This is a genomic window from Paenibacillus sp. FW101-FHT12H11 (assembly GCF_058790355.1).
Map to the genome: position 1 here is coordinate 496,562 of NZ_JBYTCO010000005.1, position 20,350 is coordinate 516,911.

The following is a 20,350-nucleotide window of genomic DNA, read 5'->3' on the forward strand; positions in this document are numbered from 1 at the left end:
TCCTTGTTCAATGATTTTGATATAACGCCTATAAAATCAATGTAACCCAAGGATGTTGCCGCCACTTATTCAACTTGTCAACGAAATGTCAACGAGTTGCAATAAAAAAGAACCGAAGGAATTCCTTCGATTCTTTATTTGAATTCAATCACTAAGTTTTGATTCAATCTGGATGCGCCTTCAACAACTTGAGCTGCTGGGGAGCGTGTAGCGGATTCGGGAGCTGGAGCAGGTGCTGGGGCCGCTCGAGGCTTATCCCATTCGTAAGGTTTCCACCCGCATAGAAGAAGCCTTCTATTATCCTGGCTCCACGCCATAAGCGAGGGTATGACTCCTTTGAAGAGTTGCGTCTTGTTGAGTACATTGTTGCCATATAACGAAGCTGCGTAGACGGTGTCCTTGTCCTGTGCGTAGGCAATCGATTTGCGATCCGGCGATAGACGGAACGCACTGATCCCTTCTACTAGAACGGAAAGGGCAGCATTACGTCTATCATAAGCATACAATGTCCCCTCTTGTCCGGTAAACGCGATCTGATCGTTGTGAATCCACTCAACTTGGCTGTCGTTCGCAGCGGGATGTTCATATTGCCGAACCATTTCGCTGCCGCTCCATGTGCCGATTTCCACAAAAGACTGTTTCCCTCTTGAGCGAACGATGGCCACACTTTGAGCATCGTCCGCTAGCTGTATGGAACCGATGATATCCGCTTCGTCCCATCCACCAAACGAATAGGTTTTCAGGTTATGATCCATCAAATCGTATACGCTAATGAAAATTCCCTTGTTTTCGGGCTTATTCATGAGATAAACGAGATAACGGCCGTTATTCGACCATCCAAACCGCAAGGTGCGAAATTGTTCCATCGCAATTGGTGCTATGACGGTTTCTTTCTGATCCATTAGAGTAATGACATTTAATCCAAAAGATCCATTCTCTTGTTTGGCATAAGCAATGGACTGGCTGGCAGAGGAAAAAGTCATGAATGATGACTTAGATTCAATGCCGAGCAATTTCAGATGCTCTTCATAAGGGGCGTCAATACGTTCCAGGCTAGCTGTATTCTCATTTTCGTCAAAGAGGCTTAGAAGTGAAGTGGAATGGATCCAACCTATTGGTATCGCCAGTTCACTAGATTTACTAAGGATACGGTATATCGACTTGACATCATATGCACCTTGCTCCTCTTTGACCTGCGATGTTTCCTCCGCATCCGGGATGATAATCGTTTCTGAGCGTGATCTGCTCGAACAGCCTGCCAATAAGATCGTAATCAGGAAGCATATCGTAAACATGAAGACCCAACGTTTACTCATTCCCTATCACTCTCCAATCTACGGTATGGCAACTCGATATAGACACTGGTTTGATCCAAATGGCTTGTCATGCGGATGCTGCCCTGATGTTCGTCTACAATTCCTTGGCTAATGCTAAGGCCCAAGCCTGCACTTTCTGCCTCATGCGTAGTCGCTTCCGCCCGATAGAACGGCTCAAAGATCCGGCTGAGATGCTCCGGACGAACCGTGGGACCTTGGTTTGTGAACGTCAAACGCACAGTTTCGGATGCAAGTTCCGCTTTTGCCACAATGTCCGAATGGGCATAGCCATATTTGATGGCGTTATCCAGAAGATTGATGAATAACTGCCTCAGTTTATCCGGCTGTCCACTTACGAATAAACCATTGTCCGCATGGCATCGAATCGTTTTCTTATATCGTTTGGCCTTAATCGTCATTGTTTCGCTAACATCTTTCAGGAGGAAACCCACATCCATGACGGTCATTCGATCCGCCACATGGGATTCCTTCGACTGCTCGAGCAGCTTCAATACCAGCTCATGCAGCCGCTTGCTCTCATCAAGAATGTGGGTAATCCCCTTTTCAAACATCTCTTGATCTTGATTTCCGTTCTCACGAATAATCGTGGCATACCCCATAATGGTTGTAAGCGGCGTCTTCAGTTCATGGGTCACATTATCGAAAAATCGCTTGCGCGCTTGGTTCAACTCATCCAATTGATCCCGATCTTGCTCAATGGTGGCAATTTGATTCTGGATGCGTTCAATCATGTTATTGAAATTGGCAGCCAGTTTTCCAATCTCATCCTTGCGCCTAAACGTAAGTCGAGTGTTTAGCTTTCCTTTCATAACTTCGGTGGAGGCGGTAGACAATTTCACTAAAGGTACCGTTATGTGCCGAGATAGCAAATATGTGAACAGGAAAGCTGCTGCAAAAACAGCCATAGCGGTAACAAAAATTGTTCGCCTAATTTGCGTGCTCTGCTCATAGAGCAAAGTGAAATCCTTGGCAAACCGAATAATCCCTACTTTCGTTCCATCAACGATGACCGGGAATGCGAACAGAACCGATGTTGTCTGATTCTCAGAAGTAATCCGATAGGCGGTTTTGCCGAGTAAGGCTTGTTTCAAATCATCTCCATCCGCCTCAAACAGTGCAGAGTCCGTTGCGTACAGCTTTTCCCCTGTTACGGAATACATAGCGATGCTGGTGGACGTATCATGCTGCAAATCTTTCGCCATCTCCTCGGCGATTTGTCCGAAATACAGTTCATCATTGCCAAAATGATGGATCATAAACGACTGCCGCACATAGGCATTGCTGTTATTTTTCAGACCAATTAATGAATCCGCCATCATCTTTTGATTACCGGATTCAATATTTCTTGCAACCATCTGGTTTAAAATCACAAAGAAAATAAGAAAAATGAGAAAAAATCCGATAAGCAGCTTCCCTCTAATGGTGTGCAGCATGTTACCCGTCCACTTGTTTCTCAAATTTGTAGCCTATGCTAAACACGGTAGTAATCAGATCACCCAGTTGCAGCTTTTTGCGCAAGCGTTGAATGTGCGTATCTACAGTTCTTGTATCTCCAGCGAAATCGTAACCCCATACCTGATCGAGCAGTTCTGTTCGGGTAAAAATTTTACCCTTGGATAGATAGAGCGTCATCATAAGATCATATTCTTTCGGGGTCAGGTCAATAAGCTCATTGTTTCTATGAACCAAACGCTCGCTTGTATTAATCGTAATTTCTCTAATTTGGAAGATGGTTTCTTGTGATTCGTTCATGGTCCGATTCGCCTGAGCAAACCGCCGCAAAATTGTTCTTATTCTAGCAACCACTTCTCGAAGATCAAAAGGCTTCGTAATATAATCGTCAGCCCCAAATTCCAAACCGAGAATTTTATCTGTAATGTCAGATTTAGCTGTAAGCATGACAATTGGAATGTTATATATTGCAGTAACTTTTTTACAAATATCCAGACCATTCCCGTCCGGCAGCATCCAATCCAGCAATAATAAATCTGGTTGGAACAGCTCCAGCCGTCTCAAACCTTCGGCACTTGTAGCTGCTTTTTGAATGCTATACCCTTCCTTTTGCAGTCCATATTCCAGAAGATCGGCAATTGCTGCTTCATCTTCAATCAGTAATATTTTGGTCTTCTCCATCCGCCCTCCGCATTCATTACGCCATGGGACACCCACGCCAGCCATTAACATTTCATCTAGCAAAGTCGGTGATGCTCGGTGAAATTATACCTCTGTATGGTAACGTGCATGTTACGAACTTGTAAACTTTTTGTGTCCAACTGAGAACCATACCCTTTCAATTAGATGACGAGAGGCTTTGTTTTCTTCTATCAGCAAAAAGAAGCAGTGCATACAGCAACACAGGAACAACGACACAAAAACTTAGATCGAACCAAACGTAATATTGCTTCAAAAGATCATTGTAAATGACTATACTAGGCGTGCCGACGACGGTGCCCACGAGAAGAATCATGCCAATTGGGATTGTCAGCATTTTACTTTCCCGCAGATTAAACAGCTGGGATATACCGGTTGTAAGCGAGAAAAAGAGCAACAGCGTTTTATAAAAAACAGTTATGATCCATAAAAATGCGAGAATTGCTTCGAGCCGCTCCAAAAAGTGGCCGATTGATATTTTTTGTGCTAATACATAGGTTGGATAATATTTCGTTTCCATTAAATTCGTACCAAGCACGAGAACGCAGAGCAGCACAATGAAAATCATGATGACTCCACCGAAAGCAAAACCTGTTATAATCGGTTTGGTCAATTTCGCATTTCCCGTAACATGCGATACCAACATAAGTAAGATAACCATCTCTGTAAACCCGTAAGTGAATGCCGGCATCGTGCCCTGCCAGATCTGACTCATTCCTCTTGCTGCAATTGGCCGTAGGTTGGCGAAGTCGACTTGAGGGATTAAGAAAATGATGAGAAACAAAAATAGCACCATGAACATGGGAAATAGCAATTCGCTCATACGCGCAAATGCTTCAATACCATATCTGTAAGCGATGATAATAACCGTGAGAAATACAATAATAATGGCGTTAACAGGTGTCTCCGGCATCATTTGTGTTGTCATAAATTGGCTCATTTCACTCAAAAGCGATAAGATGCATATCGCAAATTCAAATAAGAACAACAAACAGAAGCAGCCTCCTACAAAGGGGCCAAGCTTCTGGCGCGTGAAAACGAACAGACTGTTTCGCCCAAGCTTATTTGCAATCGCGGCGAATAACCAGCCAGTTAGAAACCCTATGAAGGTGGCTGCCATCATGGATAGCCAAGAATCCTGCTTGGCTGAGGAGGCAATGATCATTGGCAAGATTAAGATGGAATCTCCAATGATTCCCAGAATGATCAAGATGGTAAACTGGCGCAGGGATATCTTTGCATTGTCATAAGCGTTCATGTGATCCTCCCATTCTCTTGCCAATACGGGTTAACTGCTAGCCAAGCCAATGAAACAACAATTTTAATAGGTAAAATGGATTCGGAAGCTTTACTTTTAGCGTCAGAGCTCCGTAGAGTGCGGTTCCCATGAGCAGGAAGATCATGAAAATAATCAACTCTCGTTTATGTTTTCGTCGAATCAGCCCTGGTGCTTCCAACCAGAAGGCTCCCGCCGCTATAGCTAATACAGCAAAAAAAGAGGACATGATTGAACCGCGTCCTTTCTACACGTACGCTATTTCATTGTTGAATTGCCCGTTGTTCCCGTTTTTCTGATAAAAACTTGGATATCATAATGCACTTTGGCCTTCGGAAATGTTTCGTCATTCCATTCGTCTTTCACTTGCTCCCAATAAGCGGGATGTTCCTTTCCTATTTGGTTCCCGAAGCCAACGATATCTGACTTTACCTGCTTGGCTCGAGTGACGGTCGCTTCCATATTGGATTGAACAATTTTTCTGGTTTCTTCCTCCAAATGTTTCATTGTTGCCGGATCTGTCAAATCCACATCATTGCAAGGTCTATCGACGATATTCGCCTCCACCCGCACTTGAACATTGACTTCGGGCAGACCGTTCTGTACGTTCGTTTTCAGTTTGGTATCGGAAGACGTAATTTCAATACCCATATATTTGTGCTCTCCACACGCAACTTCGATGGAGGTACTATCCAGATTATCCGTAATATCCGTGTATCCCTTGCTTTCCTGTTGATCCAACCATCCTATCAATTTATCTTCCTTGAAGGCGGCGATGCCGGAATATCGAAAACGACTTGGCGGCAGAAAGGATTCTACATTTTGTTTCGACTCTCCCATTTGGGGATCCCCGATTATCTTAATGCCCGTAAGTGCAAGCTCATATCCGGGGTTGGAAAGTTTATTCAGCACTTCATCTAATGTAATAGCTGCGGTTGGTGCCCAGTTTTTTTGTGAAGTTTCTAGAGATTGCTGCATGCTATGGCTGGATAGTTTCTCGAGTGGCGTATAAAGTTTTAAAATATTCTCCGCCTTCGTGCCTCTGGCTACAACAATATTGAAGTCCATCCGCAATTCATTGTCTCGAAACGAATTATCGATAAATTGTTTAATTCCCATCCTTGCTAATTTTTCACTTATGACATAGAGCTGCAAATGCCCCATATAAACTTTACGCGGCGCCTCGGCTGTCAAAGACCTGGCAGCCTCGAACATCGTTTTGCCTCTCCCCTGAAAAAGCGTGCTGGGCGGACGGTCTCCGCCTTTTTTTTGAGCTGAAATTTCACTGGGATTCACGACTTGAAATGAAAGTAAATACTCGCCGTCTTCCCAATCGACGCCGACTCCAAGCACAATAAGAAGCTCGTTCAATTCCCGTCTGCTCCAACAGCCGGTTAACATCAGCAAACAGAGTATGATGACAACCCATTTGTACCTCAGACGACAGCGCCTCCTTCCTAACGCTTGCGAACCCTGATGCTGCCGCTATTTAGGGATGTTTCAGGCTTTTTGAACATCAGCCATCTCGGCAAGCGCAAGAGAGTATCTTCTAAATCCGTTTTGTTGTACGGTGAAAATGGAGACATAAAGGGCTCACCGAATGAGCGCAGAGAGCATAGATGCAGCAAGAGCACGAACACACCCATGATGATCCCAAACAATCCGAAACTAGCGGCTATGGCCATAAATACAAAGCGAAGAATACGTATTGGAATCGACATACTGTATGCCGGCAAGGTGAAGGTGGAAATAGCGGTAACCGATACGACAATAACCATCGCCGCAGAAACAATACCTGCCTCTACGGCAGCTTGCCCAATAACAAGCGTGCCGACGACAGATACAGCTTGGCCAATCGCTCGCGGCATCCGCAAGCCGGCTTCCCGTAAGATTTCGAAAGTAACCTCCATCACAAGTGCCTCAACAAATGCGGGGAAAGGTACCCCTTCTCTCTGCGCTGCCAACCCAATTAACAGCGAAGCAGGTAACATGTCCCGATGGAAAGTTGTTATGGCAATATATAAAGATGGGAGCAAAAGCGAAATAAACACGCTCCCAAATCGCAGCATTCTCAGTAAACTCGCATATACTGCCCGTTGGTAATAGTCCTCCGCCGATTGAAAAAAAGTAACGAGTTGGCTTGGCACCAGCAGCAAATTAGGCGTTCCGTCAACTAAAATCGCTACCTTCCCCTCCAACAGCTGTGAGGCTACATTATCTGGCAGTTCGGAATTGTAGATCGTAGGAAATAAAGAAAACTTTGTGTCCTCGATTAGCTCCTCAATATAACCGCTGTCAAGAATACTATCGATTTCGATGGCGTTAAGTCTTGTACGAACCATGTCAACGACAGATGGCTTAGCTAGGCCGTTAATATACATAATACTTACACCGGTTTTCGTTATCTTGCCAATTGAGATAGTTTCAAGCCATAACCTGGGGTCCTTTATTTTACGTCGAATCAGCGCCGTATTCGTACGAAGCGTTTCCGTGAAACTTTCCCTTGGACCGCGCACGGACGTCTGGTTCGTTGACTCCGTCACGTCGCGTCCCTTCCATTCACGAACGTCAGCGCGATAGGCAATGTCCGTGTCTTTGAACAAAATAATTGCTTCACCGGAAAGTAAATTGGTGAATAAAGATGTCATGTCCGTAACCGTGTGAATCGATCCGACACCGACTAGCAGTTCTTTGGCTAGTGAGTCTATATCCAAATTATCCGACTCTGGGACAACACTTAGCTTGTGATTTAACACGTCATAAATGTAATTATTAATAGCTGTTGTATCCGACAACCCATCGATATACACGACGGCCGCCGCAATTTCTGAATGTTCGTCATAACGGATCTCACGAATGACCAGGTCATCACTTCCACCCAAATCATTCTGAATGCGTTCGAGGTTTTGTTCAACGATTGGATTTATGGAAACCGTTGTGTTTTCAGCCAAACAACCTCCCTCCTTAGCGTCGACACCTTAGAAAGAAAAGCCATATCTTCATCTACTTTTTAGTATTTTCATCCAATTGATTTTCTATCCCAGACATAAAAAAGCACAGGTGATCAATGTAATGACATTGGCTACCTATGCTTGCAACAAATATGTATTAGTTAAATGGTTTCAAATTTGACAGGTCGCATAAATAACTTCATGATCTGATCTTGCGCATCTTGCTCTTCCCAAAGGACGGCATTCACCGCCTGACAAATGGGCAATTCCACATCATACATGGCTGACAAATGAAGCAAGGCTTTCACCGTAGCTGCTCCTTCGGCTAATTTCTCAAAGGGTTCCTGTTTGACAAAAGCTTCCCCAAATCGCCGATTATGGCTATGTTTCGAAAACACCGTCGCTTCATAGTCACCGAGATGACCCAATCCATATACAGTCAACTCATTCCCGCCCATGGCCTTGACTAATCGGGCTACTTCTTTCGTACCCCTAGCCATTAACGCCCCTTTCAAGCTTGAATAGCCTAATCCGTCCAAGATGCCCGCTGCAATGCCGATCACATTTTTCGCAGCCGCCCCAATCTCATTTCCTAATACATCTTCTCCATAATAAAAGCGGATCGTTTCGCTTCCCAAGCTATCAGCGATTAACTTCGTAACGTGAATGTCATCTGAATCAATCACCATACAGTTCGGAATATCCTGCACGAAATCTTGCACGTGACCTGGACCGACCCAAATGGCAACATGGACAGGCTGCTGAATTTCGTCTTTAATAATACGTGTAAGCCTTTCCCCTGTATTTACCTCAAGACCTTTCATACACAGAACAAATGTCTTGTTTGCAAGGTTCAGCGAATTAAGCTGCTTGGCAAAAGCTCTAAGTTCTTGAGCGCTAATCGCAATAAAGATAAGTTCAGCAAACGCAGCGGCTTCTTTCAAGCTATTCGTTAACTGAATCGTTTGCGGTAAAAGCAAATAATCATTTGTTCTCGTCTGCAACAACTTCTGATAATTGCGGGAAGCTTCTCTTCCCCATAATTTCACATCATGTCCTTGTTTATTAGCATACCAGGATAAAAAAGATCCCCATCTTCCGCAGCCTAATACAGTCACTTTCATTACATGCACTTCCTTTACGTCAATCTGAGGCGTGAGTACTCTCTATGTATCTCCAATAGCATTATTCGCGAAAAAAGCTGACGATCCTCTTGATGCCCATGAAAACAATAAATCCGCCCAATGGGCGGATGAGAAGGTTGACTATTTTGGGGGCAACCACAAACGATTTGACGTGCGGCCTCCGAGAAGGGGTCTGCCTACTTGTTTTTTTCCAGGCATGCCTGTAGGAACTTTTCGCAGTGATGAAACGCCTTTAGATGGCAATGCCACAGGACCAACAGCATTTCTCGCGCTCCGAATTGCGGTTAATGTGAGTGTGAAATTGGCAACAAGCAAACCGAGCCTAATTCCTCTAAAACCAACTGTTCGGCAAGTGGAACAGCCTGTGTCCCAGCACCAACGATACGGTGTCGAAGGGACTTGTGTGAAAAATTGCCCAGCCCAGCGGCGTCCGAACGCATCTTCAGCATAGTAATAAAACGTTTGTCCGCCAACGAACCCACTCCAAACTTGTCGCGTTTGCCCAGGGTCCACTCTGTACCAACCCGTTTTGACAAAGGTCGTTGGACGACAGAGTAAATTAAAGTATCCGAAGGAAATAAACAGCGGAGCATTCGTAGCATTTCGGAAACTGAAACCCATAGTTCGTCACTTCCTATTCCACTATAGTAATCTTACAGTTTATATTATGAGATTACTGGAATTTAGAAAGGGACAAACGTCGGCTCTCCTAAAATATCAGTTAATGCTGGATCGCTAACTTCGCTCCCCATTTTGACCAGCTACGAGACTCTTGAAATTGTCCAATTTATAGTTCATTTTCTCAAGTGCCATGCTCATTTCAGCCATTTGCATCTCTATGTCTTCTTTATGCTTATGAAGAACTTGATAGCAACCCTCATAATCTTGATCGATATAGAACTGAATATATCGATCGATTTCTTTTAACGGCATCTGTGTTCGTTTCAAATGTGTAATGAAAATGAATCGTTCCAGATCGCCGCTCGTATACTCCCGCCGTCCATTACTTTTACGATGAGGTGAGGGCAAGATCCCTATTTTCTCATAATAACGTATTGTATCTATGGTCAGTCCAGTCTTCTCAGACAGCTCTGAAATTGAAAGTGTTTGTTCTGTAAGTTCCATACCAAGCCTCCTTTGTAACGATTTTATCGCCTGGAGTATACTCCATGTCAACCGGAATGGCCGCCAATAAAGCAATAAAGGTCGCCATTTAGCGACCATTCACGGTTTCGTGTTGCATTTCGTACTCCATATCTTTTTTTATTTGATCCGGCATTTGATCCGGCTTAGCGCCAAACCACTTCGTATACATCGTTTCGTAAGTGCCGTCTTTGCTGACAGCCTCGATGCCTTTGTTCACTTTGCCGATATACTTATTGCGTTTCTTCCCAACGACGGCGTATCGCTCTTTGTTAAACATTTCTCCAACCATTTTCACTTGTCCTTGCGCTTTGTCCTGCAGAAAATCATGGGCGTTACGCTCATCGAAAATAGCGGCATCCACCGTATTGTTTTTTAACTCGTTGTAGACATCAGCGACATTGGAATAGCTCCGTATTTTTGCCCCTTGAATTTCACCTGCGTAGTTAAAAGCAGTTGATCCGTTCTTGGTTGCCACCACTTTTTGAGCTAAATCCTCCTTGCTTTTAATGACAGCATTGTCGGTAGATGTCAAGACGACCAGCCCTGTTTGAAAATAAGGACTGGAGTAATCAAAATTGTTCTTGCGGGCATTGCTGACAGTCATACCGGCAATCGCTAGATCAACCGCGCCGGATTTGACGCTCTTGATGAGCTCTCCATGCTCCATGGGAACGAGTTCATACTTAATGTCCGCTTTTTTCGCAATCGCTTGCCACAAATCGACCTCGAAGCCCTTCTTATCCCCGTTTTCCGTATACGTGAACGGACGGAAGTTTTGCTCAATGCCGACTTTGACCGCTTCCTGTTTCCCGCACCCTGAGGCAGCAAGCATAACCAACAGGACGGCTAACAGAGCGATGCCCCGCTTGCTTCGATTTCCAACCATAGCTTGGATACCCTCCTTCTCATAACAACGGTATTATTTGTTAATCGATGGGAGGTTATACTTGATTATTTACATAGAACTAACGATAAGTCGGTGCGATAACTCCCCTAGCAACTTCAACTTTTTTCAGCTCTATGCCATTCATCAAATCAATTCGCTCATTTCCTTTTACAGCTACATGCCACTCAAGCCCATCATAAGAAACGATCCCTTCTACTGTTCGAACACTCATCCCGATGAGCAATTTTAGTTTTCCTTCTCGATCCGTCACAGCTCTTAACCCATTCGGAAACTGAAGCAGCACCTTCCCATCCCGGTAAACAATCGATTGATCCACCGTATTCACCAGTTCAAAAGTTACACTGTCTACTTGGCGACTATAAGCCGTGGCCTCAGCAATTTCTTCCCCGTGATCGACAGCGTATGGAAGCAGTCCTGTAAACCAAAGTTCATTATCCGGTTTCGGCAGAATCCCACAAAGCCGCTCAACATAATCCAACACGCATAAAATGGCCGGTGAGTAGGTTTGCGTAAAACCCTCTTCGCCTGTCCACGGACTAAGCGCTTGAGAGAAACGCGTCATTTTATTAAAGGCCGCCATGATGGGATACAGCACATACGTTAACTCTACGAATCGGCCGTGATGCTCAAAGGCATGCGGTGCACGGATCAGGCTGAGAAAGTTGGAAGGCCCTGCCCAGCTGTTATACGATGAAAAAGGATCGAATCGAGGATCATCCATCGCGATCGAGGTAAAGGGATACTTCGCAAAGAACTTACGCGTGTTCAGCAGATATTTCCGCAGCGCTTGATCGAAAAATGCTTGATCGCCAACTTCACAAGCTAACACTCGCAGTAGGATATCCGATTGAACGCGAACCAGCTCATCATTTTTATCCCGATCATAGAAGAACTGATCCGTTTCATCAAAGCAGTATTGGAATAAGCGATTTAAGCTGGTGGCTGCTTTCTCCCGCCACGGCTCGCCGCTTTCGCCTAACTCTTCCGCTATTTTCGCCAAATAGAGGCGCTGACAATACACATTTGCCGTTAAATCCGGTGCAAGGAAAGGCAGAATCGGAGAATCCGGATTGTACACGCGAGGATCATTCCTATGCGGTGTATCCGCTACATGCCAGAAACGCGGCGACAAGTCATGACCCGTATCGAACGTACAAAACGCTTCGACAGTACCTGTACCACGCGTATCGCGATATGTAGCCAGCCACTCGTCATAGCGCTGCATGGCCGTGTACATTTTACGCAGAAAGGTCTGATCCTTCCCGTTCAGTTGATAATGATTCCACACACTTCGCGCAAGCGGTGTCACCAGTTGAATTTGCCTATACGATGGACCCGCCTCAGTCAGCTTATACGGAATAAGGCCATCCTCTCGCTGGTGGTCGGCGAACATTTCATACGTCGTCTGCGACACGGACGGTAGGAAGCGTGAAAGCAGCTCGGCATTAATGGTCCCCGTGCTTTCCAACCAGCAGCCTAGATAGATGCCGCCTTCATGTAAAATCGGCTTGTCGCCGAGGGTTGGCACCACACAATCCAACAGCTTACGCAGTGCCTCGTAGTAGACACTCTCAAATTTATCGGAAGAGGCTGCAAATTTCACGCCATGCTGCATCCACTCTTTTACTACCTGAACATCGGAAGCTTTTTTCAGCTCACCGACCTTGTCCTCCGTCTGAATCCCGCGAAGTTTCGTAAGCACATCTTCTTTCATATGTTTCAGCCTCTTTTCTTGTCTCAATAAAATAGTCCAGCATGCGCATTGGAAGATAAGAAAAAGACTGCCAGTGGCAGCCTTTTCTCCCGCAAGCGGATTTCTTATTTGTTATTGTTGAAAATTTTGACCGTACCGGTATAGAAATCAGCCACGCCTTTTTTCACATCTTTTTTGCCAAACCCGATTTCCTGTACGGTTGTTTCAATTAATTTCGTATACTCCGTGTTGCCAGGAGGATTGTAACTCACCACGAACGGTTCTTTGTTCGTTGCTGCAGAGACGCGGCTCGTATAATCATAGATAACTTGATCAACCGGATTCGCATCCTTCTTCAACAGCTCACGCATTTTGGATGTAACAGGAACTCCACGGTCATTGCCCAGAATTTTCGCCGCATCCGGATCGTTAATCCAGTAGTTCATCAGCATTGCCACTTCTTTCGGATGCTTTGTTTTGGCATAACCGGACAAGCCTTGGCTCGATTCGAATACAACACCGGTACCTTTTGGTCCACGAGGCAGTTGGACTAACTCCAGCTTATCCGGAATCAAGTTCTGGTGAGCGCCAAGCTGATTGGAAGCAAGCAGGCTCATCGCCACTTTGCCGGTAACAACGAGTGATTTGCTCGTATCCGACGGGGGGTTAGACACTTGCAGCGCCGGTGTAACAACGCCGCCAGCTTTGGTCATCGAATCCCATAAGCCGAACCACTCTTCCGCGTCCTGCTGCTCAAAGCCAAGCTTCGCATTATCCATGTCGTAAAGCATCTTGCCTCTTTGCTTCAAGTAGATATCCATGCCATCGACAGTGAAATTGTACGTACCGAATACGTCTTTACCCAGCTTATCCGAAATTTCTTTGCTCGTTTTTCCAAATTCTTCCCATGTCCAACCGTCTTTTGGAACGGGGATTCCAGCTTTTTTGAACACCTCTGTATTGACAACGATCCCCCTTGCATTCGCACCGGCAGAGACATGTAGAAGTTTACCTTTGAATGTCCCATACTGAATCATGGATTTATCCATATCGCTAAGGTCAAGTTCTTTGCCTACATAAGGGTCCATCTCCAGCAAAACGTTTTTATTGGCGTAATCAACGACGTTCCCGCCAAGGAAAAACGCATCAGGTGCTGTGCCGGAAGCAAGCTGCGTGTTGAGCTTATCAAAGTAACCGGAGCTTGGCGCGAACTCACCGACAATTTTGATGTTCGGATTTTTCTCTTCGAACTTGCGCAACGCTTCATTCGTGCGATCTGCCCGTTTTTGATCGCCCCACCACATAAGTCGGAGTTCAACTGGTTCTGCTTTTGCAGCTCCACTTGCCGTGCTTGCCGCCGGCGCACTTGTTGTGCCGCTGCTTGTACCTGTGCCTGTTCCTGAGGAACAAGCCGTTGTCACGGCCATCAACATGGTCAACGTTGTCATGATCAACTGTTTTTTCATAGAAAATTCCCCCTGCTTTTCGTGTTATGATCGTTGATACCCTGATCGTATAGCATTTTCAGCGTACATAGAATGTCATTTCTTCGGGTGTTGACTACTCAATTTTTCGGGTTATTTCAGACCCGTAGTCGCAATGCCTTCCAAGAAATATTTCTGGAAAGATAGAAAAATCGTCATGATCGGCACCAGTGAAAGCACAGACATCGCAAGCAGCGCACCCCAATCCGATTCTCCGGAAGGATCAAACAAGGAACGGATGCCAAGTTGAACGGTAAACAATTTGATGTTGTTCAAATAAATCATTTGTGAAAAGAAGTCGTCCCAAGTCCAGATAAAAGTAAAAATAGCAGTTGTAATTAAGGCAGGCACCAATAACGGCATCATAATCCGAAAATAGATTTGACCTTGTCCGCACCCGTCAATCGTTGCACTCTCATCCAGCTCTTTCGGGATACCACGAATGAACTGCACCATAAGCAAGATGAAAAAAGAATCGTGAGCCAGCCATTTGGGTACGATCAGCGGCAGGTACGTGTTAATCCATTCAAATTTGTTATAAATAATGTACTGCGGGACCAAGGTAACATGGTAAGGAAGCATGATCGTCACCAGCATAAGACTGAACCAAAGCTTTTTGAATCTAAACTCCAGACGTGCAAAGGCATAAGCAGCAAATGAGCACGTAATGATGTTTCCAAGCACTGAAAGCACCGAAATTTGCGCGGAATTCAGGAAAAACCGGCCAAACGTCGTACCCTGCAGCCCTTTCCAGCCGTTGATATAATTATTTAATGTAAATGTTGATGGCCAAAGGCTTGTATTCGAGAATATGAGCTGATTCGGTTTAAACGATGCGCTGAGCAGCCACAAGACGGGATACAGCATCAGCAAGCCAAAAGCGATAATCAACAAATGTTTAAGTAGTTTTGTATAGTTCCTGTTCACAGTCATTGCATCATCCCCTTTCATCCTTGCCATCGCCGTAAAATACCCAATACTTGGAGGTCAGGAACACAACGGCCGTTAATACGCCAATAACAACTACCATGATCCATGCAAGCGCTGACGCATACCCCATATCGAAGAATGCAAACCCTTTTAAATACAGATACAGCGTATAAAATAGGGTTGAGTTAACCGGGCCCCCGCGCCCGTCACCAATCACGTAACCAGGCGTAAACACCTGGAACGAATTAATAATGCTCATAACGAGGTTAAAAAAGATAACCGGCGACAATAGAGGCAATGTAATTTGAAAAAACTGCCTGATCTTTCCTGCACCATCCACTTGCGAAGCTTCATACAGATCAGCGGGCACTTGCTTCAGTCCTGCCAAAAAGATCACCATCGCAGATCCAAACTGCCACACGGACAATGTAATGATCGTGGATAAAATATAGTCCGGATGTGCGACCCAAGCCGGTCCCTCAATGCCAAACAAGCTCAAAAATTGGTTGAACAATCCGTCTCCGTCGAATATTTTACGCCAAACGATAGCAATCGCAACGCTTCCCCCGAGCAGCGACGGGATGTAATAGACGGTTCGGTATACACCGAGGGCCCGAATTCCTTTATTCAGCGCCATTGCCACCATTAAAGCAAATATCAATCGAAGAGGCACGGACAGCAAGGCATATTGGAACGTTAGTCCCATCGAATGCAGAAAGGAGTCGTCTTCCTTGAAGATTTGCACATAATTGTCCAGTCCTAGCCACCTGGGGCTGTTCAGTAAATTGAATTTCGTGAACGAGAGATACAGTGAGCCCAGCATTGGCCCTAAGGTCAGACAGAAAAATCCGATCAACCATGGCAATAAAAATAAATATGCCGTACGATTTTGCCTCGAAAGGGCGGATTTTCGTAGAGATGACATGAGCGCCCTCCTCCTCCATGATCGTTTCGGGGGTTGATGTGCCCCCATTAGGATCATCATAAGGATTTACGGCGCTCCTTTGAATGCTATTTCTTCGGTAGTTGATTATCAAATTTTTCAGGTGTTTTGAGGCGTACACGGTAATCGGATGGCGAAATCCCGTACATCCGTTTAAATTTTGAGCTGAAATAACTCGCATTCGAGAAACCCGTCAGCTCCGCAATGTCCCACAAACTGAGCATCGTTTCCTCCAACAGCTGTACAGCTTTCGCCATCCGCACATCCGTAATGTATTGAATGAATGTTTTGCCGGCTTTGGCTTTGAACATCTCGGAAAAATAGGAGGAATTATAATTAAAACGTTCGGCTAACATCGTTAAATTCAGATCGTACATGTAATTGTCTTGAATAAATTGCTCGGCAGCTTGAATCATGGAATGATCAGCATCCAGGGAATCCTTTTCCGGTCCAGCCACGATTTTCACAGCCAGTTTATTCAGAAATTGCTGAGCTTTGGCGGCCGTATCAAAGCCCCACACCTGCTCGGGACGAAGCCACAGTTGTTCACTGCTCTCTAAGGCTATGCCGGCCGTAAAGGCCATCGAATCCAGCATGAGATATAGCTGAAAAATAAGCTTCACAAAGCGAGCTTGCGAAGCGGCAAAAGAAGCACTCAATTCTTTGTAAACCGCCTGCTCAAACGCGGCCAAATCGCCTCGTGTCACATAACGCTGCAACACCTTCGTCGTTTCCTCCGAAAGAACGGCCTCCATGGCGCCATACTGCTGAATGACATTGGAACCAGGATTACCTTTCAAATTCCAAGCCAATAACGCAGATAAATAGCCATCCTTCCATTGCCTTAAGCCAGTCACCGTCTGCCCAGTGCCAATCGCGGGTTCGAATCCCAAATGTTCGGTTACCGCTTGACGAAGGTTCTGTACGAAAGATTCCAGTTCCCCCTCTTCAGTGGTGGTTACGAAATGCATCAATCCTGCATAAATCGCATCCCGAAACACATGAAACAGCCCTTTTGAATTCTCTGCCGCTTCTCTGCAGAGCATTTCGAAAGGCAGCCGCAATTTGTCGGGTGAACGTTCCTGCTGCGTAGTATGACGCTCAATCAAACCCGCCGTAACGAATCGCACTTGGCGGCTTTCCCATGCATCCAGTTGAAACCACTTGGCTCTTTCCCGCAGTACGGACTCCCGTTCCACCTCTTCTTTGACAAGATGAACAAGAAAATGCTCTTTCATTTCCTTGTAGTATTGCGAGAGCCGCCACTGTATCATGGCTTGCTGGTCACGTTCATTCCTTAGCCCATCCAACTCCTGAACAATTTTCCCCAGCGTTTCGGTCAGTTCATCTTGGGTTACAGGCTTGAGCAGATAATTCCTTGCCTGATTGCGAATCGCCGCTTTGGCATATTGAAAATCCTCATAGCCTGTAATAACAATCAACCTCAAAGCGGGATACTGTTCGTAGCAAGCTTCCAAAAAGGACACGCCGTTCATAACGGGCATATTCATATCCGTGATGATCACATCAGCCGGATACTGTGCCAGCCACTCCATGGCTTCAGCTCCATTGCCTGCTTCACCTGCAACGTTCAAGCCTAAGCGTTCCCAGTCGACCTTGAGCTTCAAACCAAGGCGAATTTCCGGTTCATCATCGACAATAAGCACACTATACATCCAGACTCCCTCCTTGAATAGGCAAAATCAGTGAAATACTTGTGCCTGTGAGCTCACCCGGCGTAATTTCAAACTCGAACAAATTGCCGTAGTAGAGCTGACATCTGGCCAAAACATTGCGCAATCCGATCTGTTCCGACCTTGTTTTCAAAATATGGTCAAAATGAGAAGTCAACGACTCTGCGCGCAACTGCTGGTACAGGTCCAACGTGATGCCAGTGCCATTATCAGCAACGGTGAGTATTAAACGCTGATCTTCACGCCGTACTCTAACAATAACCTTTGCTTCAGCCTGCTCTTTAAAGCTGTATTTTACAGCGTTTTCAATCAGCGGTTGCAAAATGAACTTGGGAATGACACATGAACGAAGCGACTCATCTTCTTCTAACGAGAGATTCAGCCTATCGGCAAATCGAATTTGTAAAATGGATGCATAATGGCGGACATATTTCAGTTCTTCTTCAAGCGGTGTTAAGTCGTTGCTGATTTTCAAGGAAAAACGCATCATTTTCCCCAAAGCCTCGATGACCTTTACGGTATCCTGTGTACGGTGCTGCATAGCCAAACTGCTTAATAATTCCAGTGTATTAAACAAAAAATGCGGATTAATCTGCATCAGCAAAGCTTTATATTCCGCCTGCTGCTTTAACAGCTTTAGCTCAAATTCTGTTTTGATATGATACCGGAGCCGACTAACCATGTTGCGAAATGTTGCCGTCACGTAACTGACTTCATTGCGCACCTTTTCGTCAGCAGGGATCCGATTCTCGGCGCCGTCAAAATCGCCCATCTGAACATATCGCATCCCGGATGCCAGCCGTGAGAGCGGTTTCGAAATGCCGTGCGAAAGCCAAATTGCCGCAGCAATTGCCCCTACCAGCAGCAAGGAACCAAAAATCAAGAGACTTGTGCGCAGCTTGTATAAATTGCCGTATAAATCAACTTCAGGCACAATGCCAACCAGCAGCCAATTGTTAAGCTTCAGCTTTTTATAGACCATAATATCCTTAGCGCCATCTTCATTCTCCAGATATATGACCCCGTTCTGCTGCGTACTGTTGCGGATTGCCTCCATTTGCTTCGCTGCCTCGGGGTGAGAGTCATATTCATGCTGTCCTAGAACGGATTCTCCTTGACCATCCAGCAGGAAAATCGTACCTTTTTCGCCTAAATGAATCCGACTTAGCGGCTCTAAGAAAAATTGAGAGCTGACATTAATTTTCATCATATTTTTGGATTGCAAGGGCTCGAATGTGCCAATTGGCAGCAATAAACTGAGTACGTCAAACTTCTTCGAACGATTCAGTTCAATTGGATCTTTATGTGCAGACACCCATTGAATGCCTCTCGTTTTAAAACGATCGTACCACGCTTCGTTCTTGAACGAAGAATCATTCATCATTTGATTGTCCGCTGTGATCCATAAGCCCTCCTGCCGATACACCGTCACCGACGAAACAATCGAATAATTATTCGTGGTTTGGGTTAGAAACTGACTGAGATTAATGTTTGCCAGCATCTTTTCACCTGCCGGCAATGCAGTGTCTGACAGGGTATTGTCCCAGTTTTTCACCGTCGAACTGTTAAAAACAATGGATGAAACATCGTAGATTTGAACCAACGCCATGTTGACGAATGACCCGTATTCGTCCATTTTTTCGAAAGCGGACGATTCGATATAGGACCGTATAATAGATCGTGACTCTGTAAAAAACAAGTACGACATCGTCCCGAATGAGACAAACAATAAGACGACGAAAAACACGATCAACCGGTTTTTTAGCGAGTAGAACATGTAAGGCCCCCTCTAGCTAGTTATGGCATCTTTAATTACATACCATATAACGCCTTTGAGTATCTTTTTGTCAACTGCTAAAATCGTTGCAAATAAAAAAATGCCGCATCGACTGCGGCATTTCATTCCTTCACTTGCTGACTTTATTCCTCTGCAGCCACTTCAATTTCTCCATTCAACTGGTCCGCATAAGCTCGAATCAAATCATAATCATGATTGATAGCGGCGTCCTTCACCTGCTCTTCCGCTTGAAATTGCATCAATTTCTCGTTATCAATCTCCATGCTGCCAACCCCCTCGTGTTGTTGCAATTAGAATTTCCTATCCGGGAATTGTTATCCTTTCTCCATAAAAGTTTTCCTTCTACTAGCTGCAAGACGACACGTATACTAGAAAAGGAAGAACTCTGAAGGGAGATATGGCTAATGATTGTAGCAGAACAAATTTATCAATCGTATGGGATGGATAAAGACACATTTATCATCTTTATGAAAGAACGAAGTTTGCATACAGCTATACACTCGCTTGGCATCGACTTCGTGGAATTGGCGCCTGATCGGGTGGTCATGTCCATGCCGGTCGGACCTAGCACCCATCAGCCTGCCCGCATCCTGCATGGCGGAGCTTCGGTTCTACTCGCGGAAACAGCCGCTTCCATTGCCTCAGAGATTAATATCGTCGATAAAGAAAAGTATGCGGCGGTTGGGTTAGAAATCAATGCGAATCACCTTAAAAGCAAACGAGACGGCATTGTGACAGCAGTTGCCACGCCTATACACAAAGGCCGCAAAACGATGGTTTGGGATATCCGCATCTCCGATGAGAAGAATCAACTGATTTGTATTTCACGCTGTACGGTCGCTATTATTGATAAAAAGTAACAAACACCTTCACGGAAGATGAAGATCCTAAGTAA

At 45.2% G+C, this 20,350-nt stretch carries 19 protein-coding genes; 1 reads left to right on the top strand and 18 read right to left on the bottom strand.

Going from position 1 to position 20,350, the window contains the following annotated elements; genetic code table 11:
* Positions 1-134 precede the first annotated feature (134 nt).
* The 18 genes from AC3WTJ_RS19080 to AC3WTJ_RS19165 all read right to left on the bottom strand — a co-directional run bounded on the left by AC3WTJ_RS19080 (position 135) and on the right by AC3WTJ_RS19165 (position 19,718).
* Positions 135-1,316: a hypothetical protein gene (locus AC3WTJ_RS19080; protein WP_492523155.1), complete on the bottom strand. Its 1,182-nt coding sequence runs from the start codon at positions 1,314-1,316 to the stop codon at positions 135-137.
* Entirely contained in the window at positions 1,313-2,242 is a 930-nt protein-coding gene (locus AC3WTJ_RS19085; RefSeq protein WP_492523283.1) for a HAMP domain-containing sensor histidine kinase, read from the bottom strand. The genes AC3WTJ_RS19080 and AC3WTJ_RS19085 overlap by 4 nt, the downstream gene beginning before the upstream one ends.
* Before the next feature lie 529 nt (positions 2,243-2,771).
* A complete protein-coding gene (locus AC3WTJ_RS19090; RefSeq protein WP_492523156.1) occupies positions 2,772-3,470 on the bottom strand; it encodes a response regulator in 699 nt (232 codons plus the stop codon).
* Positions 3,471-3,627: 157 nt separating this feature from the next.
* A complete protein-coding gene (locus tag AC3WTJ_RS19095; RefSeq protein WP_492523157.1) occupies positions 3,628-4,746 on the bottom strand; it encodes a GerAB/ArcD/ProY family transporter in 1,119 nt (372 codons plus the stop codon).
* Between the two features lie 37 nt (positions 4,747-4,783).
* Entirely contained in the window at positions 4,784-4,993 is a 210-nt protein-coding gene (locus tag AC3WTJ_RS19100) for a hypothetical protein (RefSeq protein WP_492523158.1), read from the bottom strand.
* Positions 4,994-5,022: 29 nt separating this feature from the next.
* Complete coding sequence (locus AC3WTJ_RS19105; RefSeq protein ID WP_492523284.1) at positions 5,023-6,204, bottom strand: Ger(x)C family spore germination protein; 1,182 nt, start codon at positions 6,202-6,204, stop codon at positions 5,023-5,025.
* 17 nt (positions 6,205-6,221) lie between these two features.
* Entirely contained in the window at positions 6,222-7,715 is a 1,494-nt protein-coding gene (locus tag AC3WTJ_RS19110; RefSeq protein ID WP_492523159.1) for a spore germination protein, read from the bottom strand.
* A gap of 161 nt (positions 7,716-7,876) precedes the next feature.
* Positions 7,877-8,839 carry an NAD(P)H-dependent glycerol-3-phosphate dehydrogenase gene (locus AC3WTJ_RS19115; RefSeq protein ID WP_492523160.1) on the bottom strand — a complete coding sequence of 321 codons (963 nt, stop codon included), beginning with the start codon at positions 8,837-8,839 and terminating at the stop codon, positions 7,877-7,879.
* 141 nt (positions 8,840-8,980) lie between these two features.
* Positions 8,981-9,481 (bottom strand): DUF1036 domain-containing protein, encoded by a 501-nt coding sequence (locus tag AC3WTJ_RS19120; protein ID WP_492523161.1) that lies wholly within the window; start codon positions 9,479-9,481, stop codon positions 8,981-8,983.
* A 114-nt stretch (positions 9,482-9,595) separates the two neighbouring features.
* Positions 9,596-9,985, bottom strand: a complete 390-nt coding sequence (locus AC3WTJ_RS19125) for a MerR family transcriptional regulator (RefSeq protein WP_492523162.1) — start codon at positions 9,983-9,985, stop codon at positions 9,596-9,598.
* Positions 9,986-10,073: 88 nt separating this feature from the next.
* The gene (locus AC3WTJ_RS19130) at positions 10,074-10,892 is read right to left on the bottom strand and encodes a substrate-binding periplasmic protein (protein WP_492523163.1); all 819 of its coding nucleotides are present in this window, start codon (positions 10,890-10,892) and stop codon (positions 10,074-10,076) included.
* A gap of 79 nt (positions 10,893-10,971) precedes the next feature.
* Complete coding sequence (locus AC3WTJ_RS19135) at positions 10,972-12,627, bottom strand: MGH1-like glycoside hydrolase domain-containing protein (protein ID WP_492523164.1); 1,656 nt, start codon at positions 12,625-12,627, stop codon at positions 10,972-10,974.
* A gap of 104 nt (positions 12,628-12,731) precedes the next feature.
* Positions 12,732-14,072, bottom strand: coding sequence for an ABC transporter substrate-binding protein (locus tag AC3WTJ_RS19140; RefSeq protein ID WP_492523165.1), 1,341 nt, complete (start codon positions 14,070-14,072; stop codon positions 12,732-12,734).
* A gap of 111 nt (positions 14,073-14,183) precedes the next feature.
* Complete coding sequence (locus AC3WTJ_RS19145; protein ID WP_492523166.1) at positions 14,184-15,023, bottom strand: carbohydrate ABC transporter permease; 840 nt, start codon at positions 15,021-15,023, stop codon at positions 14,184-14,186.
* Positions 15,024-15,027: 4 nt separating this feature from the next.
* On the bottom strand, positions 15,028-15,945 hold the full coding sequence (locus tag AC3WTJ_RS19150) for a carbohydrate ABC transporter permease (protein ID WP_157326272.1): 918 nt from the start codon (positions 15,943-15,945) through the stop codon (positions 15,028-15,030).
* Between the two features lie 86 nt (positions 15,946-16,031).
* The gene (locus AC3WTJ_RS19155; protein ID WP_492523167.1) at positions 16,032-17,639 is read right to left on the bottom strand and encodes a response regulator transcription factor; all 1,608 of its coding nucleotides are present in this window, start codon (positions 17,637-17,639) and stop codon (positions 16,032-16,034) included.
* Complete coding sequence (locus AC3WTJ_RS19160) at positions 17,632-19,434, bottom strand: sensor histidine kinase (RefSeq protein WP_492523168.1); 1,803 nt, start codon at positions 19,432-19,434, stop codon at positions 17,632-17,634. Before AC3WTJ_RS19160 ends, AC3WTJ_RS19155 begins: the two co-directional genes overlap by 8 nt.
* A 143-nt stretch (positions 19,435-19,577) precedes the next feature.
* The gene (locus AC3WTJ_RS19165) at positions 19,578-19,718 is read right to left on the bottom strand and encodes a hypothetical protein (protein WP_492523169.1); all 141 of its coding nucleotides are present in this window, start codon (positions 19,716-19,718) and stop codon (positions 19,578-19,580) included.
* Positions 19,719-19,922: 204 nt separating this feature from the next.
* Between AC3WTJ_RS19165 and AC3WTJ_RS19170 the strand changes: the two genes are divergently transcribed.
* Complete coding sequence (locus AC3WTJ_RS19170; protein WP_492523285.1) at positions 19,923-20,315, top strand: PaaI family thioesterase; 393 nt, start codon at positions 19,923-19,925, stop codon at positions 20,313-20,315.
* Positions 20,316-20,350: the final 35 nt, after the last annotated feature.